This window comes from Xanthocytophaga flava (genome assembly GCF_030068545.1).
Taxonomy (GTDB): Bacteria; Bacteroidota; Bacteroidia; order Cytophagales; family 172606-1; genus Xanthocytophaga; species Xanthocytophaga flava.
In genome coordinates this window covers 190,158-207,046 of record NZ_JASJOR010000010.1, presented here as the reverse complement: position 1 = coordinate 207,046, position 16,889 = coordinate 190,158, and the positions used below count along the sequence as shown (strand labels likewise).

General features: G+C 39.7%; 16 protein-coding genes. 9 read left to right on the top strand and 7 right to left on the bottom strand.

All coding sequences use genetic code 11. From position 1 onward, the window contains the following. The first annotated feature begins 117 nt into the window (after window positions 1–117). Window positions 118–528: a transposase family protein gene (locus QNI15_RS16550; RefSeq protein WP_314032643.1), complete on the top strand. Its 411-nt coding sequence runs from the start codon at window positions 118–120 to the stop codon at window positions 526–528. Between the two features lie 216 nt (window positions 529–744). On the opposite strand, the gene galK is transcribed toward QNI15_RS16550, so the two are convergent. Then, window positions 745–1,902, bottom strand: a complete 1,158-nt coding sequence (galK, locus tag QNI15_RS16545) for a galactokinase (protein WP_314032641.1) — start codon at window positions 1,900–1,902, stop codon at window positions 745–747. A gap of 163 nt (window positions 1,903–2,065) precedes the next feature. On the opposite strand from galK, the gene QNI15_RS16540 reads away from it, so the two are divergent. Then, entirely contained in the window at window positions 2,066–2,848 is a 783-nt protein-coding gene (locus QNI15_RS16540; protein ID WP_313984347.1) for a hypothetical protein, read from the top strand. On the opposite strand, the gene QNI15_RS16535 is transcribed toward QNI15_RS16540, so the two are convergent. Then, window positions 2,849–3,622: an O-methyltransferase gene (locus QNI15_RS16535; protein WP_314032640.1), complete on the bottom strand. Its 774-nt coding sequence runs from the start codon at window positions 3,620–3,622 to the stop codon at window positions 2,849–2,851. A 65-nt stretch (window positions 3,623–3,687) separates the two neighbouring features. Then, window positions 3,688–4,074 carry a Co2+/Mg2+ efflux protein ApaG gene (gene apaG / locus QNI15_RS16530; RefSeq protein ID WP_313984341.1) on the bottom strand — a complete coding sequence of 129 codons (387 nt, stop codon included), beginning with the start codon at window positions 4,072–4,074 and terminating at the stop codon, window positions 3,688–3,690. Between the two features lie 175 nt (window positions 4,075–4,249). Between apaG and ung the strand changes: the two genes are divergently transcribed. Both ung and QNI15_RS16520 read left to right on the top strand, forming a co-directional pair. Then, entirely contained in the window at window positions 4,250–4,912 is a 663-nt protein-coding gene (gene ung, locus QNI15_RS16525) for a uracil-DNA glycosylase (RefSeq protein WP_313984338.1), read from the top strand. Window positions 4,913–4,984: 72 nt separating this feature from the next. After that, window positions 4,985–5,428, top strand: coding sequence for a hypothetical protein (locus QNI15_RS16520; protein WP_313996838.1), 444 nt, complete (start codon window positions 4,985–4,987; stop codon window positions 5,426–5,428). A 57-nt stretch (window positions 5,429–5,485) separates the two neighbouring features. Here the strand turns inward: QNI15_RS16520 and QNI15_RS16515 are convergent, their stop codons facing one another. After that, window positions 5,486–8,380, bottom strand: a complete 2,895-nt coding sequence (locus tag QNI15_RS16515; RefSeq protein ID WP_313996840.1) for a tetratricopeptide repeat protein — start codon at window positions 8,378–8,380, stop codon at window positions 5,486–5,488. 240 nt (window positions 8,381–8,620) lie between these two features. Here QNI15_RS16515 and QNI15_RS16510 point away from each other — a divergent pair, with 240 nt between their 5' ends. After that, complete coding sequence (locus tag QNI15_RS16510; protein WP_314032639.1) at window positions 8,621–11,050, top strand: DUF5723 family protein; 2,430 nt, start codon at window positions 8,621–8,623, stop codon at window positions 11,048–11,050. A 98-nt stretch (window positions 11,051–11,148) separates the two neighbouring features. Further along, the gene (locus QNI15_RS16505; protein WP_313996845.1) at window positions 11,149–11,568 is read left to right on the top strand and encodes a hypothetical protein; all 420 of its coding nucleotides are present in this window, start codon (window positions 11,149–11,151) and stop codon (window positions 11,566–11,568) included. Between the two features lie 206 nt (window positions 11,569–11,774). Here the strand turns inward: QNI15_RS16505 and QNI15_RS16500 are convergent, their stop codons facing one another. Further along, the gene (locus QNI15_RS16500; protein WP_314032638.1) at window positions 11,775–13,793 is read right to left on the bottom strand and encodes a C1 family peptidase; all 2,019 of its coding nucleotides are present in this window, start codon (window positions 13,791–13,793) and stop codon (window positions 11,775–11,777) included. A gap of 226 nt (window positions 13,794–14,019) precedes the next feature. On the opposite strand from QNI15_RS16500, the gene QNI15_RS16495 reads away from it, so the two are divergent. From QNI15_RS16495 to QNI15_RS16485, 3 genes are all read left to right on the top strand, one after another. Next, entirely contained in the window at window positions 14,020–14,589 is a 570-nt protein-coding gene (locus QNI15_RS16495) for an RNA polymerase sigma factor (protein ID WP_314032637.1), read from the top strand. A gap of 11 nt (window positions 14,590–14,600) precedes the next feature. Beyond that, the gene (locus QNI15_RS16490) at window positions 14,601–14,819 is read left to right on the top strand and encodes a hypothetical protein (RefSeq protein ID WP_313984314.1); all 219 of its coding nucleotides are present in this window, start codon (window positions 14,601–14,603) and stop codon (window positions 14,817–14,819) included. 153 nt (window positions 14,820–14,972) lie between these two features. Next, window positions 14,973–15,677 carry a ClpP family protease gene (locus QNI15_RS16485; protein WP_314032636.1) on the top strand — a complete coding sequence of 235 codons (705 nt, stop codon included), beginning with the start codon at window positions 14,973–14,975 and terminating at the stop codon, window positions 15,675–15,677. Window positions 15,678–15,738: 61 nt separating this feature from the next. Here QNI15_RS16485 and QNI15_RS16480 read toward each other — a convergent pair whose 3' ends face one another. Beyond that, on the bottom strand, window positions 15,739–16,296 hold the full coding sequence (locus QNI15_RS16480) for an AAA family ATPase (RefSeq protein WP_314032634.1): 558 nt from the start codon (window positions 16,294–16,296) through the stop codon (window positions 15,739–15,741). 17 nt (window positions 16,297–16,313) lie between these two features. Then, a complete protein-coding gene (locus QNI15_RS16475; protein WP_313996859.1) occupies window positions 16,314–16,877 on the bottom strand; it encodes a hypothetical protein in 564 nt (187 codons plus the stop codon). Between the last annotated feature and the right edge of the window lie 12 nt (window positions 16,878–16,889).

The window sequence follows — 16,889 nt, the reverse complement described above, 5'->3', positions numbered from 1 at the left end:
ATTTACAAAGTTTACAATTCTATTTACAATCCGAATCCACCAGGCCCAAAAACATCTACCTAAATTCGCCCAGTCAATTCTGACAGCAACTGAAAAACAAAAGGAATCTAATAAGAAGTGCCTCAAACGTATCCGATCTATCAGCTGGGGTATCAAGGTAGAAAAGCGGCTAAAACTACCAATATACTCTTTGTTTCAGATAGTCAAGGGGTAATGTTGGCTATGTCCACTCCACAGGAAGGGCAACATCATGATCTTTTCCAAATTCAGCTACTGTTTGAACAGATTTGTTTTCTATTAAAACAAGCGAGTATCAATTTGGAAGGTTTATTTTTGAATGCAGACCCCGCTTTTGATTCAGTAGAGTTTTACTTCGCTTGCCAAAAGCAAGAAATCATCGCCAATGTGAAGCCTAATCCAAGAAGCTCAATGAGGCAAAACGCTGGCACAGAAAACAAACAAACTGGGACATATATATATGACGATAAGCTGTGTCGAGAGATGAGCTGTATCGAGATAGGACTGTGATTGAACATGCCAATGCCTGGCTAGATGGTTTTAAATCATTAGTGATTCGGTTTGAATGCTCTGTTAACAATTGGATGAGTTTACATTTTATCGCTTTCTTCATCATTTGCTTACGCAAAATCAAGCAAAAACAAAAAGTTTAAACAGCTTTCTAAATAAGAAATACAATGCAAAAACAGGCTTTAGAATATATATTCTAAAGCCTGTTTTTAGGTTCTATATAGAAAGGATGCTTGTCCCATCCTCAATACTTACCTTATACATTTTCAGATCAAGACCCATTGCGATTTTATATGCTTTCTGAATACGTTCAAACAGATCATCTACAGCGTCTGCTTTTATAATATTAATGGTGCAACCTCCAAAACCACCACCCATCATTCGGGCTCCCAATACACTTTTTTCGGTAGTAGTAAAGGAAACCAGATAGTCCAGTTCCTTACAACTTACTTCATACATGTCCCGTAATCCATTATGTGAGCCATACATACGCTGTCCAAATGTCTCCAGATCACCACGCTTCAAGTCTTCACAAGCTGCCAGCAAACGTTCATTTTCCTGAACTACATACAGACAACGAACAAAAATAAGTGGATCAAACTTTCTCTGATGAGTAAGCAGCATCTCTTCTGATACATCACGCAGGCTATGGATATCTGATTCCAACGTTTGGAGAAGGGCAACGCCTGCTTCACATTCCTGACGTCGGGTATTGTACTCACTAGACGCCAACGAATGTTTTACTCCTGTATCAAACAATACTATTTGATAATCTCCTAACTCTAATGGAAAGTATTCGTAGGCAAGGGAGCGACAATCCAGACGGATTACCTCATTATGTTTTCCGAAGGCACTGGCGAACATATCCATAATACCGCACTGTAGCCCCACAAACTCATTTTCAGATCGTTGTGCCATGCGGGTCAAGGTTAGCTTATCTAACGGAATATTGAATAGATTCGCGAGTCCCCAGCCTGTAGCACATTCCAATGCTGCAGAAGATGACATACCGCCACCTGCCGGAACATCTCCACTAACGACACAGTTAAAGGCAGGAATTGAGTGTCCCATTTTTTGAAACTGTTCTACGATACCCAACAAATAATTTGGCCAGTTTTTGGGAGATGGCTGTAACACATCCAGTGTAGTTGTAAATTCATCCGAAAAATCTGCTGCAAACCAATGGCAGGTAGCATCAGTACTGGCACTGAGTGTGATATAAACAGCTTTGTCTGTTGCGGCAGGTAAAACAAATCCATTATTATAATCGGTATGTTCTCCAATAAGATTTATACGACCTGGCGAACGTACAATGAGTGGCTTCTGGTTGAAGCGGGATTCGTGTATCTGAGAAATATGTAATGGTATGTTCATAAAGTTTTATTTCCTTAGACTGCAAACTTAACCTGTGAGAAGGGCTTAATCAAAGAAAAAGATGTTTTAAAGTGTAAATAAAAGCTTAGATGGGCTAGATACTTGATTTTTAAGCAGATTTAAGAGATATTTGAATTTAAACCGCTTACTAAATTGGACTTACATGCAATTGTCCCCTAATTCTGAACCGGCTGCCACAGATGCAGGAGTAAATCTGACTGCATTACGGGATAGCTTTTATGCTTTTAGCAATGTTGAACGGAACACGGTAGCTGCTCTTGAGAATTATGTATTGAGAAGTTTGCCCCAACAACGTAGTAGTGTAATAATTGGATGTCGTGAGTCATTTCTGGTATTGCATCTGGCAAAATTCTTTTCAGCATTAGTAGCTGTTGAAGAAGATGCTAACTTACTAGCAGAGATCACGGCTCAGGAACCTAAGATAGTTGCTTGTCAGATAGAGCCAGATGATTTTAAATTAATTGGTCGTACAGATCTGATTGTGATTTCTCATTTATTGCAATCTTTGGGGGCATGGCTGGAAACTCCTGAAGAACGGAATCACCAACGCATGGCTTTTTTAAATCATTATTATGGCTCTCTGGAAGTAGGAGGAGCTTTACTTTTTTTGCAGAATCGTCCTCAGAATAATTATAAGCAATTACTCGAATTCTTGTCCTGTACACCGTCTCAGGAGTCACAGATGCTTTTTGAGCAGATTAATAAGCATTATACCACAGAGCACTACTTATTTCCTGTAGAAATCTATACACAACGTGCTGAAGATATGATACAGGCATTGAGTTATCTGCTATTGGATAACAACATAGACTGGACTGAAAAAGCAATCTCTTTGCAAACCTACGTAAAGACCTTGCTACAGTTAGATGGCAATTATTATTTCAATTATGAAGGCGAAATAACCATTATGCGTAAAAAAGCCTGATCAGCTTCGAAGCGTAAAATGTTGCACAGGTTGTTTCTTTCTAAAGAAAACAATCCCGATGTAAAATAAATCAACTGTAAGTGTAACAGATGGATGTTTCTTGATCTGTTGCCAGGCCTGCTGCATTTCTTCTGACCAATAGATGTCATCGAAGACAAATACTGAATTCTCGTCCGATTTACGCAGACATTGCTCAAAATAACGTAAGGTAGGTTCTTTTCGATGATTCGCATCAAAGAAAACAAAATCCAGCCTGTCAATTTCTTTCAGCGCTTCTTCTAGAGTCACATCAATGTTCCCAACTACAGATCGAATGTGAGAGCAATGGAATTTTTCGAACCGTTGCCGGGCTAAGTTTGCCAGACCCGGATCTCCCTCAAATGTATATAGTTGAGCATGTTTATATCCGTGAGCCAGATAGAGTGTAGTAGTACCTAAACAAGTACCCAGATCAAAAATAGTAGCAGGTTGGAAATAGTTAACTAATCGAAATAGCAACTGGGCCAGATTGGGAGATTTCTCTGAATGATGGGCTAAATCTCTGATTTTACGCTGCTTAGAGGTATTTACTCTTGATCCTGCTCCAAAATCTTTGATTGTGATACTTTCCTGAGAAGTCAGAAGATCCATTCTGGAGTCTTCCAGCGTTTCAAAACAGTAATAGGGTTTGGTATTGCGTATAACCTGATTGTAAAGCTGAAAGACAAATGGAGAATGAATGGCATGCGCATTCCCGGAACGTAACCAGAATTGCAGATATCGTAAAAAAATCAAAACAGAGAATAAATTAAATGCTAACTAATTTGAGGTGCAAATAAATTAAATTTTAGCATTTATACCTAGTTCAGACGATAGGGGACTACCATCGTAAATTCAGGAATACGAACCCGGAATTGTTTGCCATCTACAATTCGTTCCATCAGATACGTTCCTTTCATTTTACCAATATTGGTTTTTAGATTACAACCAGATACATATTCATGAGTCTCTCCTGGCTCTAATACTGGTTGCAGACCAATTACTCCTTCTCCTTCTACCTCGCGGATAGATCCGTTGGAATCATGAATATGCCAGTGACGGCGAAGCAATTGTACTGTGTATTCGCTACAATTTTCGATACTGATTTTGTAGGTAAACACATAATGCTCCTGAGCCGGGCTTGAATATTCAGGTTGGTATTCGGTTGCTACCGTAACTTTTACACCTTCCGTAATTTCAGTAACCATATTTCTATTGTTTCGTATTTACTTCAAAAACGGTTAAATATACGCATTTGTTTTTATTTTCGTAAATCTCCATCCTAAAAACTCTTCGCTATAGTTTCTCACAACAAAAAAGATACTATTTTCGGGTGTTTATTAAGATATATTACTTTACCCTTTATTTTTAATTATTTGACCTATGGACGTTAAACTTGAGCCTTCCTGGAAGAGCCACTTAGAAGCTGAATTTACAAAACCCTATTTTACAAAGCTGACTAACTTTGTAAAGGATGAATATACTAACCATACTATTTATCCTGCTGGAAACAAAATATTTTATGCATTTGAAGCTACCCCATTTGATAAAGTAGAGGTAGTGCTATTGGGACAAGATCCGTATCATGGTGCAGGGCAGGCTCATGGACTTTCATTTTCTGTAAATGATGGTGTTACAACTCCGCCTTCTTTACATAACATCTATAAAGAAATAAGAGATGATTTGGGAAAGCCTATTCCTAAATCAGGTAATCTAACACGTTGGGCAGAGCAAGGCGTATTATTGCTGAACGCTACATTGACTGTACGGGCTAATACTGCCGGATCGCATCAGAAAAAAGGGTGGGAAGAATTTACAGATGCTGCTATAAAAGCTCTTTCAGACCAGAAAGAAAATCTTGTGTTTCTTTTATGGGGAGCTTACGCACAGAAAAAAGGAGCCATTATAGATGCTTCCAAACACCTGGTGTTAAAAGCTGCTCACCCATCACCGTTTGCTGCTGATAAAGGTTTCTTTGGCTGTAAACACTTCAGTCAGGCCAATGCCTATTTAAAAGAGCATGGCAAGAAGGAGATAGATTGGTAAAATGGCATTGTTTTTGGTCTCGTAAAATGATGAGACCAAAAACAACCCTCAATTTAATAGTATATTGTATACATGGAAAACAAAAATTTAACTCCTGTAAGATCTTTTATTCGAAACCACCGCTATCGTCTTCTGATGGTAGGATTGCTATTTATGTATAGCTGTAATCTGCTGGATGAAGAAGTGCTGAATTCCAGAAAAGCATTTATCGGTAACTACACTATCCAACAGAAATGTGGCAGTTCTCAAGATTCCTATACGCTGAGAATTACAGAAGGATCGTCCAATAGTGAAGTTTTGTTGTCTAATGTTGAACCATTTGGAGATGAAATTATTGCTACTATATCCGGTAACATTTTGACTATATCCTCTCAAAGTGTTCGTTTAAAGGGGCAAACTTCCTCTGCCACAGTTTCTGGATCAGGTACCCTTACAGATGGAAGTATCATTGAGATTAACTTTGAGTATGATTTTGGCGGAACTACCAGTTGTGGAGCCAATGGGTATAAGCTATAACTTCGAAAAGCATTCTACTCCAGAATTAGTTATTGGAGTAGAATGCTTTTGATTTTACTAGCTATTCGGAAAATACATTTTTTTTAGTTTTACATATTCAGCGTAGGTCGATCCTGTACGAACTGACCGAAGCAGATCCTCTTCTTTTCGTAAAGCAGCATATTCCAATTTACGGCTCTGAAATGCCTTCTTCATCCACTGAATCGCTTCCTGTGGTTTATTTTGTTCAGATGCCAGACAGGCCATCCCCAATAATACAAATCCATCCATTTTATTCAGACTATAAGCTTTCTGTAAATGTTTGGCCGCTGCATTGGTTTGTTTTTTATGCAAATGGGCCAGACCATAGTAAGTGTAAAACTTAGGATTAACCTCATTGGGATTTTTTACAGCGTAAAGGATAAAATCCTGTAGTGCTTCTTCTATTTTGTTTTGATGATAAAAGCTAACGCCCCGCAGGTAACGTGTGTCTTTAATGGATTGTTCATTATCCAGTGCCAGAACCTGTGTAAATGCGGCAATAGCATCATTGTATTTCTCTGCCTTTAAGGCTGACATCCCATAGGTATATTGGTAAGGTAAGTAATTGGGTTTTTGTCGCACTGCTCTACTCAAGGCTTCTGCGGCATTCGTATATTGTTTTAAGGCCTGGTAGGCAATACCTCGCTGATAATAAGCTTCTGCATATAATGGATCGTAAGTAAGGGACTGGTCTGCACTTTGTACGGCATTTGCATAGGCCTGTAACTGATTTTGGCATTTAGCCACCTCTGCATACAACTCTGCCAGATTTTGTTTGAGAGAAGCATCTACCTGCATTTTTTTCTGCTGATTCTGATAAACAGGTAAAAGCACTTCTATCAACCGCTGATAATTAGCAGTAGCCTGAGTAATCTGATTCATAGCTAAAAGAACATCCCCTATACTTTTATATACATCCAGATAGGTGTTGTTGTATTGCAGGGCAGTATTAAAGTTTGCAAGGGCTTCTTTATTTTGTTTTAATTGCATCAGAGCAAGTCCTTTTTTATAGTACCCTTCACTGTTACGGCTATTGGCCAGAGTGGCTGTATTGTAATATTCCAGAGCCTTTTTATAGTCCTTTTTTTCATAATAGGAATCACCACGGGAAATCCAGACACTGTTATTGTTGGGATCTAATGCCAATGCCAGTGTAAACATGTTATCTGATTTTTTGGTATCGCGGTTACGAAGGGCTGTAGCACCTATATTATGATATTCATTACTTTTTGCTCGTAGAAAACGTACGGTGAGACTATCTGCCCCTCCCAGTTTTTGTGCTTTTCGAAAATCTGCTGCTGCTTCTTCAATTTTTTGCTGATCGGCAAATGCAATACCCCGTTGATAGTAAGCTTCTGTATAGGTTACGTTGAGATTGAGTGCTTGTGAATAGCTGCGTCGGGCTGCCTCCAGATCATGATTTCGGTATTCAAGCATTCCTTTTTGCAAATGATACAACGGATTATTTGGTGCAAGCTGAATTGCCTTATCGTAATCTGCTACAGCTTGTTTGGTCAATCCTATTTGCTCTTTGAGACGTGCTTTTTTTAGATAATATTTGGCTTCATTAGGCAAGATCCGGGTGGTAATATAGTCATAGTCAATCACTGCTTTGTCTAGCTCTTTGCGATTTTCATAATAAGTTGCACGAGTCAGGTAGGCATCCAGATACAGAGGATCTAGTGTAATGGCTTCCGAAAAGTCATCCAGTGCTTTGGTGTATGCATTACGTTGGGAAGACCGAACATAACATTGTGCGCGCAACAGATACAAATCCGGATAGTCTTTAATTATTTTCTGTTTGTTTTTCTGACGGATCAATTCATCACAATCGCTAATGGCTTCTGCAACATGACCCGTCTCTATTTTGGTACGTATTGGTACAATTTCACTGAGACGATTGGTAAGCAACGTGATTTGTGGTTGAATACGGGCTGATGCTTCAGGTTGAGCTTCAAGTGCTTTTCTATAATAAGTTAACGCATCGTCGTAACTGCGACTCTTTTGATAGCCTTCTGCTGTTTGAATTAGAGATTCTAATCGATTCTTGAAATCCCGTTCAATTTTCTGAATCTGAAGACGAGGCAAAGGTGCAAAACTATTGTATTCAATGGCTTTGTGATAGGCATCTAAGGCAGTCTGATAATCATTGTTTTCCATGGCTGTATTGGCAATACGTATAGCGTCATTATAGGCTGCTTCTTTTGCCTTTTTTTCTTCTTCTGCACGTGCCAGTGCTACTTTGTCTACAGCTTCTTTGACTGCAATCTGGTTATCAGAAGCTTCTTTATTGCCCAACACAATGGGTTGATCTTCACCGCCGATTACAATGACATTGTTCTCTTTTGTATCAAATGGTTTCCTGGGATCGTAAAACGTAATGCCATAAATAAAGGCTTTCCATCGGTTGCCATTTTTCTCAGCCCGGATGGTTGCCTGGCGTGTCTGAAGTTTGTAGGGAGAACTTTTTTTTGTGTTCTGGCCTTTGAATTCACAGTCAAATACGAGTTTTACATAATAATAATCTTTCTTTTTTACATCAGAAACCCGGATATTAGAAAAAATAATGGAAGGATCAATACTCTTGCTATAGTAGATATCGAGAGTATGAATGTATTTATCTACAGGTAGATCTTTGGTCTTATTCAGATGGAAGTCGGGATCAGTATCATCTTCTATGACAACTGTTTTATCATAGAAGATCTGGTTGCGGGCGTTGGGAGTATAACTTTTCTCAATTACATCTGCCAGTTCGTTAGGGGCATTGTCAGAGAAAGTTACAAAGTTGAGCAATTGCTCTAGTTCGCTTATTGCATTCTTGGCCTGATAACTGATTTCGCCGGTTTCTTTGACACTCAGCTTAGTCTGAGCTGTAGAACAGACCGAAAATAAATAAAAGGGAATAAGGAGTATATAGAATAAATACTTCATACCTGGTTATGTAAATGGTTTCTTGTATACCTTCATTCAGAAAGTATGCTGGAAATAAAACAGCCTTTGATTGCAGATATACCGGATAATGATCAAAAGTATACAAAATAGTATACCTGACAATTTCTTTGTGCTTACGTTACCATATAAAATAGAACTAATCATTACCTTACTCGTTCATTCATAGAGTCTTCGGAATAAAATATTTTTCAACCTACAGATTACTTGTTGCATACCAATATGTTAAAAAAAGTACCGTTCCTCATTTTTATTTTTTGTATCACAGTCAACTGCTCGTGGGCACAACAGCTACTTGGAATCTCCAATAGTAATTATGCAGGTGTAAATGGTGTCTATCTGAATCCTTCCTCTATTGCAGATTCCCGTTACGGTTTTCATCTCAATCTGGTTACAGTGCAGGGAAGTATAACTAATAACTATTACAGATACGACTCGCCCTATTCATTGCTGAAGCTAGGTATTGAACGGTTTAAAGAACCCTATAATCTACAGCCAGAGTATTATACAGATGCCAATAATAATCATACGAAGATGTTTAACATCCGAGCTAACATATACCTTCCTTCTTTAATGATTAAGCTAAGCTCCAGGCATAGCATTGCGGTAACTAACAGAATGCGGGGGAGTTTTGAGGTTACCAATCTAACCTCCTTTGTAGCAGAAGATTTTAAAAATAACAATCTGACTCTGTTAAGCTTACTAAGCAATGGGAGCTTGTTACGGATTAATACCAATATGTTTCGGGAAACGGGTCTGACATATGCCCGTGAAATATGGTCGGAAGGAAAACATTACCTGAAAGGTGGTATTACACTTAAATATCTTCAGGGAATTTATTCATCCAGTCTGTATTCCAATACACTTCAGTCGCAGTTCTCTACTGTAAATAATGAACCGGTGCTACATGTCATCAATACAGATATTGGTTATCACTATAGCCAGGCGGAAGGTTACCCTCCTGTAGATGAATTTGCAGATGCAGCCTTATGGAAGACAAAAAATGGAAAAGGCTTAGGTGCAGATATTGGATTTACCTATGAGTATAGACCGGATGTAGAGAAGTATCGCTATAAGATGGATGGGAAGGATGAACTGGATGGATTACAAAATAAATACAAATATCGTATAGGTATTTCTCTTATCGATATTGGAGGGCTTCGATACAATACCAATTACAATGATTCTACTGCATCTGCCTCCTATGCTATTAGACGGACAGATGTAGATTTATCACAACAGGAGCTGGAAAATTCTACACTGGATAATTTTTACCCCGTATTGAATCGAGGACTTGCCGTGGGTAGTGGTGACCAGAAAAATGGATTCCGGACCAAGTTACCTACAGCTTTGCATCTGAACTTTGATTATAAGATAAAAGACAAGCTATACGTAAATGCTGCTTGGATTCAGTCGCTGCGGACCAGAAAGGCGATAGGAATGCGATACAATTCTCAGTTTGCTGTTACCCCACGTTTTGAAACAAAACATTTTGAGTTTGCATTGCCACTGGCGTTGGTAAATGACTACCAACAGGTTACAGTAGGAGCCATGATGCGGGTAGGTTCATTCTTTTTTATTGGGTCAGACAATTTAACTGGATTGGTCAATCTAGGACGCCCGTACGGAATGGATGTGTATGCAGGGATTATCATTGCAGGTTTGCATCATAAGAAAAAAGACAAGGACAATGATGGTGTTTCTGATAAGCTGGATATCTGTCCGAATTTTCCGGGTGTATGGGAATTTAAAGGATGTCCTGATACAGATGGAGATGGCATTGAAGATAAAGTGGATAAATGTCCTACAGAGCCCGGTAGTAAGGAAATGGGTGGTTGTCCGGATCGGGATGGCGACAGGATCATGGATTCTCAGGATCGTTGCCCGGATGAGGCTGGTTTGGAGAAAAATGGAGGTTGTCCGGATTCTGATTCTGATGGTGTAATAGATAGAGAGGATGAATGCCCGTTATTGAAAGGGCCTGCAGCTTTGAAAGGGTGTCCGGATACGGATGAGGATGGTATTCCTGACAAAGATGACCGTTGTCCAAATGAAAAAGGGCAAAGTAAGTTTAACGGATGTGCTGATACAGATGGAGACAACATTGCCAATCCGGATGATGCTTGTCCGGATCAGGCTGGAACGCCTCGTTTCAATGGCTGTCCGGATCGGGATGGAGACACTGTACCGGACAAAGATGATCGTTGTCCGGATACCTATGGTTCTCCTCAGAATGCAGGTTGTCCGGTAGAAGCAAAGCCTGCTGATCCAACACGGGTAGAAATTAAGTTAACACAGGAAGAGCAGGCTGTATTGAATGAAGCATTCGATAATCTGGAATTTGAAACAGGCAAATCTGTTATCAAGGTAGCTTCTTACCAAAGTCTGGATGAACTGGCCGACCTGCTGATCAGTAAGTCTACTTACCGGATGCTGGTATCTGGTCACACAGACAATGTGGGAAATGCAGCCACCAACCTCAAACTGAGTAAGGCTCGTGCGGAAGCAGTGAAAAAATACCTGACTCGCAAAGGTGTAAAAGCTGATCAAGTTATTACAGAGGGTTTTGGCTCTCGTAAGCCTGTAGTTAGCAATGCCACTCCTGAAGGACGTCAGCGTAATCGCCGGGTTGAAATGAAAATTATTAAGTGATAAATTGAATGAGAGGTAAGAAGCCTTCTTGCCTCTCATTCAGTTTATGTATATATAGGACTATGAAGATGTTTTTTACTTGTTTAGTAGTTCTATCGGTGACTATAATTATAGGAACTGTAGGATATGCACAAACTTCCAAAGTTCAGCGGGATAGAAAATGTATAATGACTTTGGATGAGACTTGTCATATCTCTGTGTGTACATTTCCTGATAAGTTTCCTGAATTTCCAGGTGGCGTCGCTGAGTTGGGACAGTTTATACAGAAAAATATTCGACCCAGTAAAGAAAATAATGGCTCACAGTCAAGAGTTTTTCTATCATTTATTGTTGCAGAGACAGGCAAGATAGAATGTTTGCGAATTGTCAATAAAATGACTCAAGAGTATTCTGTAATGGACAAAGATGTGTTGCAGGGAATGGCAAAAATGCCCAACTGGATACCTGCTCAATGCAATGGTACAAATGTAGCTGCTCTATACTCTTTGCCTATAACTATATGCTTGGCTAATCAATAATGAGTTAACGAAAATAAAATCTAATAGGAACGAGAAGGGTTTTGATAATCTATCAGAGTTCTGATGTAGTAAAAAAATATCAGAACTCTGATATAAATAAAATCTAATCAGGATTCTGATATTTCTCTAACACAATCAGAATCTTGGTTCTATCTTACAACTTTATTGTCAGCATTGATTCATGAGAAATGTAATCAGAATTCTGATCAGGATTGCTGAAACAACTTGATACGTTTTTCCTGTAAGGAAGAGGCTGATCGGTTAATAATCAATTTCTCGCCGTGTAACTCCGTTTGCCCTAATATCCGAGCCAGTGTCGCATTGACTGTTGGCAGATCATCATCAAAGGCTCCATGTGCTCTGGCTGTAGAGTGATTTGGTAAATTAGCTGAATCTGTGTTAGGGGATAATATCCAGTCTATTTTTTTTTGAGCAATAAGCTCCTTCAAGTCTGTATCCTGTTGAATCCATTTTTCCATACCCAGCAAGGGAGTACCACTTTCCTTATCTTTCAGGAACCACGGTATATGCATTTTATCTTCCAGTGCATTGGATACCAGGTAAAGTAAAGACTTGTGGTAAATATTCGCACAATGATCATCCTGTTCTACCTGGTCGGTTAGGGTAAAGAGTGCAAACCTGTTTACTGTTTTGTTTTTTATAGCAGGTAGATAGTTCTCTTTGAAAACATCTATGGTACAGGCAGGAGCCCAGAGTGTACAGGATGTTATATTTAATCCATAGCCAGTTAGTCCTTTCAGAGGGCCGGCATTAATCTTTCCTTTGCTTGTGAGAAGGCGTATAATTGGGGCATGAAAGATACTACCTGCACTATGACCCACAAGATGAATTTCAAAGTCCTCTTCGTATTTATCAGCCAGGTGCTTGATATGCTCTAATGCAAGATATGCTCCTCCTTTGGTTTGTGTAGTAGCTAACAGGGCATTCTCTTTCATTTCTTTCCATTGGGCTTTTCCTGTTAACGTTCGTGCGAGAGGTTCAAGAGCATCATCCAGACGATCCAGCATAAAGTCTTTGGCACTATCCAACCATCCCTCTGGCTTGCGTTGTTGCAATGCATCTTTGAGAATATTGGTAATAGTACTCCATGTATCTGTGTGCCAGATAAAGGAGACTGGATAAATTTCTTTTTCCAGTAAGCTGGGTCTGTAATCGGCAAGGCGCTGAACAGCTCCACTTTCACTTACCAGTCCGCCATGTGCATAAAGTAACAATCGTTTTTTTGCCCACTTTGCAGTCACACGTGGAAAATCATCTTCGAAAATTGCCTTTACCTCAGCTTCAGACGTACCGAAGTTTCCTCCTGGATTTAACAAGCCGTTATTTCCCAAACTGATAATGTGCGGACGAAGATCGGCATAGGAGTATGCCTCCGACGTACCTGCAGCTGCTGAATGACTGATGGCTGTAGATAAAGCTTTTTTCAGAATAACAGGTGCACCTAATCGTGCTACCCAGACATCTGTACCATTTTCCATCCAGTCATCATAAGTGATAAGTCCAAAACCTTTCTGTCCCCAGTCTTCTCCCCATGAGTTCTGAATCCAGAATCCTTTTTCATCATAAGCTACAATAGCAAAGGCATGGCCTCCAATCGGAAATACATCTTCATAGGGAATAATTCCAGTGGTTGTATCCACTTCACGCCAGCCGGAATGTACTTTGGCAGTTGCATACAAAATTCCTACCTCTGCCATGGCTGCATGCATAGCTACCAGATCCTTGTGATTTACCCGATAATAGGCTCCCAGCGGTCTGCGTAATGCATCAGAGGTACGTTCGTCTGTAAGCCGAAACTCGGTTTCTTCTTTTTTGTAAGGCCAGCATTCATCACTGCATACGCCATGTTTGTACCAGCCTTTCATAGCTCCTCGTGCACTGGAACCGGCATACTGTTCTCCTGGCCATTCATCATATCGTTTGGCCATTTCATAGAGCATGCGTGGGCTTACTGACTTGGGATCTGGAACAATTTTTCTTCGACGAAGCAGATAGTTGGCTACCGTAGCCAGCCCAAAACCTGTGCAAGCTCCTTCTTTCCCTTGGTTTAGTATAGGAACATTCCATTGTTTATACTCATCCAGACTGATTTTTGTGGGAACTTCATATAAATTGGCTTCGTACATTTTGTCACGAAAATCTAATGTATCCGGACGAACATCTAATGTCAGATCTGTAGTGGAATTTGGTGTTGGGTCAGCCATAAAATAGAGATAGTGAGATACACAAAAAAGTAGGTAAAGGAGTTACTAATTAGTAATAATGCAGAATCTCCTGAAAGTATATTTTTCTTCAACACAAATCAATACCTTGTTGTGGGTATTAAAACAAGAGGAGTGTTGGAGTATAAAGAGATTATTTTCTATAAAATATTTTTTCTCTTTGCAGGGTGATAGTTTAGAAATTCTCTGATAAACAAATAAAAAACATATGCATGGGGCTCCTATTCTTTTGACAAACACCGATTGGCGGCACGCATTGCTTACCAATCGGGAACAAACGCTGGAACGAATCTATGCCAAAGTATATCCGATGGCTTTACATTATGTGAAAGAGAGGGGCGGTAGTGCCGATGATGCCAAAGATATCTTTCAGGAGGCATTGATTGTATTTTATGAAAAAGTGGTTCATGATCAGCTGGTGCTTACAGCATCAATAAGTACATATCTAATGGCGATATGTAAGAATCTCTGGTTGCAGGAATTAGAGAAACGTGCTCGAAAAACATCGTTGGAGAGCTTGCCACCAGATATTGGGGCCTTAGATTCAGATGAAGAAATAGGGTCAGATACAATACAATTAAAAGAGTTTGTAAACGGCCTGGGTGACAAATGTCGGGATATCCTGGTTAGTTTCTATTATTTTGGTCAGAAGTTAGAGTACATTGCTGCCAAATATGGCTATCGGAATATTCATACAGCTACAGTACAGAAGTTCAAGTGTCTGGAAAGACTTCGCAAAGCTGTTAGTCATCTATCTATTGAACGTTTTCATTTATAACTACTAATGGTATGCGGCCAGAACTGGAAGAAGTAAAGCTACTGGAAGAATATGTGCAGGAAAAGCTGACAGAAGATCAGCAGCAGAATATTTCTATCCGGTTATTGTGGGATAAAATCTGGCAACATAAACTGATTGCTCAGAAAACTGCCTATAAGGCCTTGCGATTAGCTGGACGTCAGCAGCTTCGTAATGAACTTGAGTCCATTCATTCCCGATTGTTCGGATAAACTACCCTGAAAATAGCTTAGTACTTGCTTCCATGTTAGTGCACAGACATGGAGTGAAATTGTATTGTCCCTTGTGAAATCGCCAGTAAACCGGATGCTGGTGAGATCATGTCGTATACTCTCTACCTTTTATTTATTCTAAACATTGTTTTTATGTATTTCTCTGAACTTAGCAAAAGTGAGTTCCGTAGGTTTGCTGTGTACGGACAAAACCTGAATGGTTTGACTGTAGACCGGTATCTGAATCATGTAGAAAACCTTCATTCGATTGAGAATATGACCCGTTCTGTTATTGAGGAACGACCGATGAACTTTCGGGAAGTGGATGTCTTTTCGCGTCTTATGGCTGACCGGATTGTATTTCTGGGAACAGGGGTAGATGACAACATAGCTAATATAATTATAGCTCAGCTGTTATTTCTGGAATCTGTTGATCCTAAGAAGGATATTACATTATATATCAATAGCCCAGGTGGTTCTGTATATGCAGGCTTGGGAATCTATGACACCATGCAGTACGTCCGACCAGATGTAGCGACTATCTGTACCAGCATGGCTGCTTCCTTTGGAGCTGTTCTTCTATGTGGTGGTGCAGCAGGCAAGCGATCTGCTTTGCCTCATGCCAGAGTAATGATTCACCAGCCATCCGGTGGAGCGCAGGGTCAATCTGTGGATATTGAGATCTCAGCCCGCCAGATTGTGATTCTGCGAAAAGAGCTATATGGCATTATGGCTCAACATAGTGGTCGTACAGAAGAGGAAATAGAACTGAATGCCGATCGCGATTACTGGATGCGGGCAGATGAAGCCAGAACTTACGGATTTATTGATGAAGTCTTGCAACGTTCTGTGTCATGAGTATAACCATTTTATCAGAACTCAATTTGTATATTGAGTTCTGATAAAATGGCCTAATTACTTAGTTGTTACTTTTCTGAGACAATTGATTCAGTTGTTCCAGTACTCTTTGTTCTCTTTCTACCACAGTCAGGTCCCCTCGTAGTTCCAGTACCGGGCAGGTTAGTTTCTGTATCCATGCTTCATGGGCTAGTAGGGTACGTCCTCTGGCTGTTATATCATCGTAGCCTGCCGCCCAGTCAATAAAGTCATTGTATTGCTTATTCCGGACAGGATCAGAATAGATGATTTCTCCATACCGCATATACTCTCTGTCTTTTAAGCGTTGTATTCGCAAGTCATGAGGTATCCACAAGAAGACTGCCAGATCAAAGGCCGATAACCATTCCTCTCCCCAACTTATGACTGAGCCCCCAAGTATCCAATGTGTATGACCGGCAAGGCTTTCTTTCAACATACGATTGCGGATTTCAGGGTTTCTTCGAATAGTAAAAGGGGGTTCTGATGGTTCCCAATAATAATAGTCACTATCAAAATAAGTAGAATGAAGAGTTTCTGCCAGGCGTTTACCTAATGTAGTAACTCCTGAGCCGGAGGCTCCGAACAGATGTATTTTCATATAAAAGTATAAGGATGTTATTCGTAAATTCTTCCAAATTCCAGCAATTGCCCTAAAAATGCCCAGTCAGATGGAATCTCCGTTTTGTATGGTTCTTCTTCCAGATTATCTATATAACAATCAATACCACATTGCAGATTGGTAAATGGATCAAAGTTATTCCATATATTCCCTGATTCAGAAGTTACACCATAATAGCGAAGCTCATTCTTTAACTCTTTATCTCTCATCTGATATAACTCTGCTATCTGAAATGTCAAAACAGCTATCAGGTATTCAAAGTTAGTGAGTTTTGTTTGTACAGATTTATCAATATTTGTACGAATCAGTGGGTTGGTAAATTTATGGCTTACAATGTTGGCATCTGGAGCATTTCTATAATCCAGCCATTGCAGGTTTATATCACTTGCAACTGCTGTAAATGCTTCTTCTAATAGCTGAACAAAAAGAAAAGCATTAGGCTGTATATGCGAATGACTCATAACTAACATATATAATGCTCTCAGATATTCTTCCAGATTCCGATTGGTATACCGGTTTGGGAAAGAATAGATTTGATCAGAAAACTCTTGCGTATTCATTGTATTGAGGAT

Bases quoted from the DNA above. Each gene is read 5' to 3' on its own strand.
- QNI15_RS16480 (WP_314032634.1), bottom strand. From the start codon at position 16,296: ATGAAAATACATCTGTTCGGAGCCTCCGGCTCAGGAGTTACTACATTA.
- QNI15_RS16500 (WP_314032638.1), bottom strand. From the start codon at position 13,793: ATGGCTGACCCAACACCAAATTCCACTACAGATCTGACATTAGATGTT.
- QNI15_RS16540 (WP_313984347.1), top strand. From the start codon at position 2,066: ATGCAATTGTCCCCTAATTCTGAACCGGCTGCCACAGATGCAGGAGTA.
- QNI15_RS16515 (WP_313996840.1), bottom strand. From the start codon at position 8,380: ATGAAGTATTTATTCTATATACTCCTTATTCCCTTTTATTTATTTTCG.
- apaG (WP_313984341.1), bottom strand. From the start codon at position 4,074: ATGGTTACTGAAATTACGGAAGGTGTAAAAGTTACGGTAGCAACCGAA.
- QNI15_RS16485 (WP_314032636.1), top strand. From the start codon at position 14,973: ATGTATTTCTCTGAACTTAGCAAAAGTGAGTTCCGTAGGTTTGCTGTG.
- QNI15_RS16475 (WP_313996859.1), bottom strand. From the start codon at position 16,877: ATGAATACGCAAGAGTTTTCTGATCAAATCTATTCTTTCCCAAACCGG.
- QNI15_RS16490 (WP_313984314.1), top strand. From the start codon at position 14,601: ATGCGGCCAGAACTGGAAGAAGTAAAGCTACTGGAAGAATATGTGCAG.
- QNI15_RS16510 (WP_314032639.1), top strand. From the start codon at position 8,621: ATGTTAAAAAAAGTACCGTTCCTCATTTTTATTTTTTGTATCACAGTC.
- QNI15_RS16495 (WP_314032637.1), top strand. From the start codon at position 14,020: ATGCATGGGGCTCCTATTCTTTTGACAAACACCGATTGGCGGCACGCA.
- galK (WP_314032641.1), bottom strand. From the start codon at position 1,902: ATGAACATACCATTACATATTTCTCAGATACACGAATCCCGCTTCAAC.
- ung (WP_313984338.1), top strand. From the start codon at position 4,250: ATGGACGTTAAACTTGAGCCTTCCTGGAAGAGCCACTTAGAAGCTGAA.
- QNI15_RS16520 (WP_313996838.1), top strand. From the start codon at position 4,985: ATGGAAAACAAAAATTTAACTCCTGTAAGATCTTTTATTCGAAACCAC.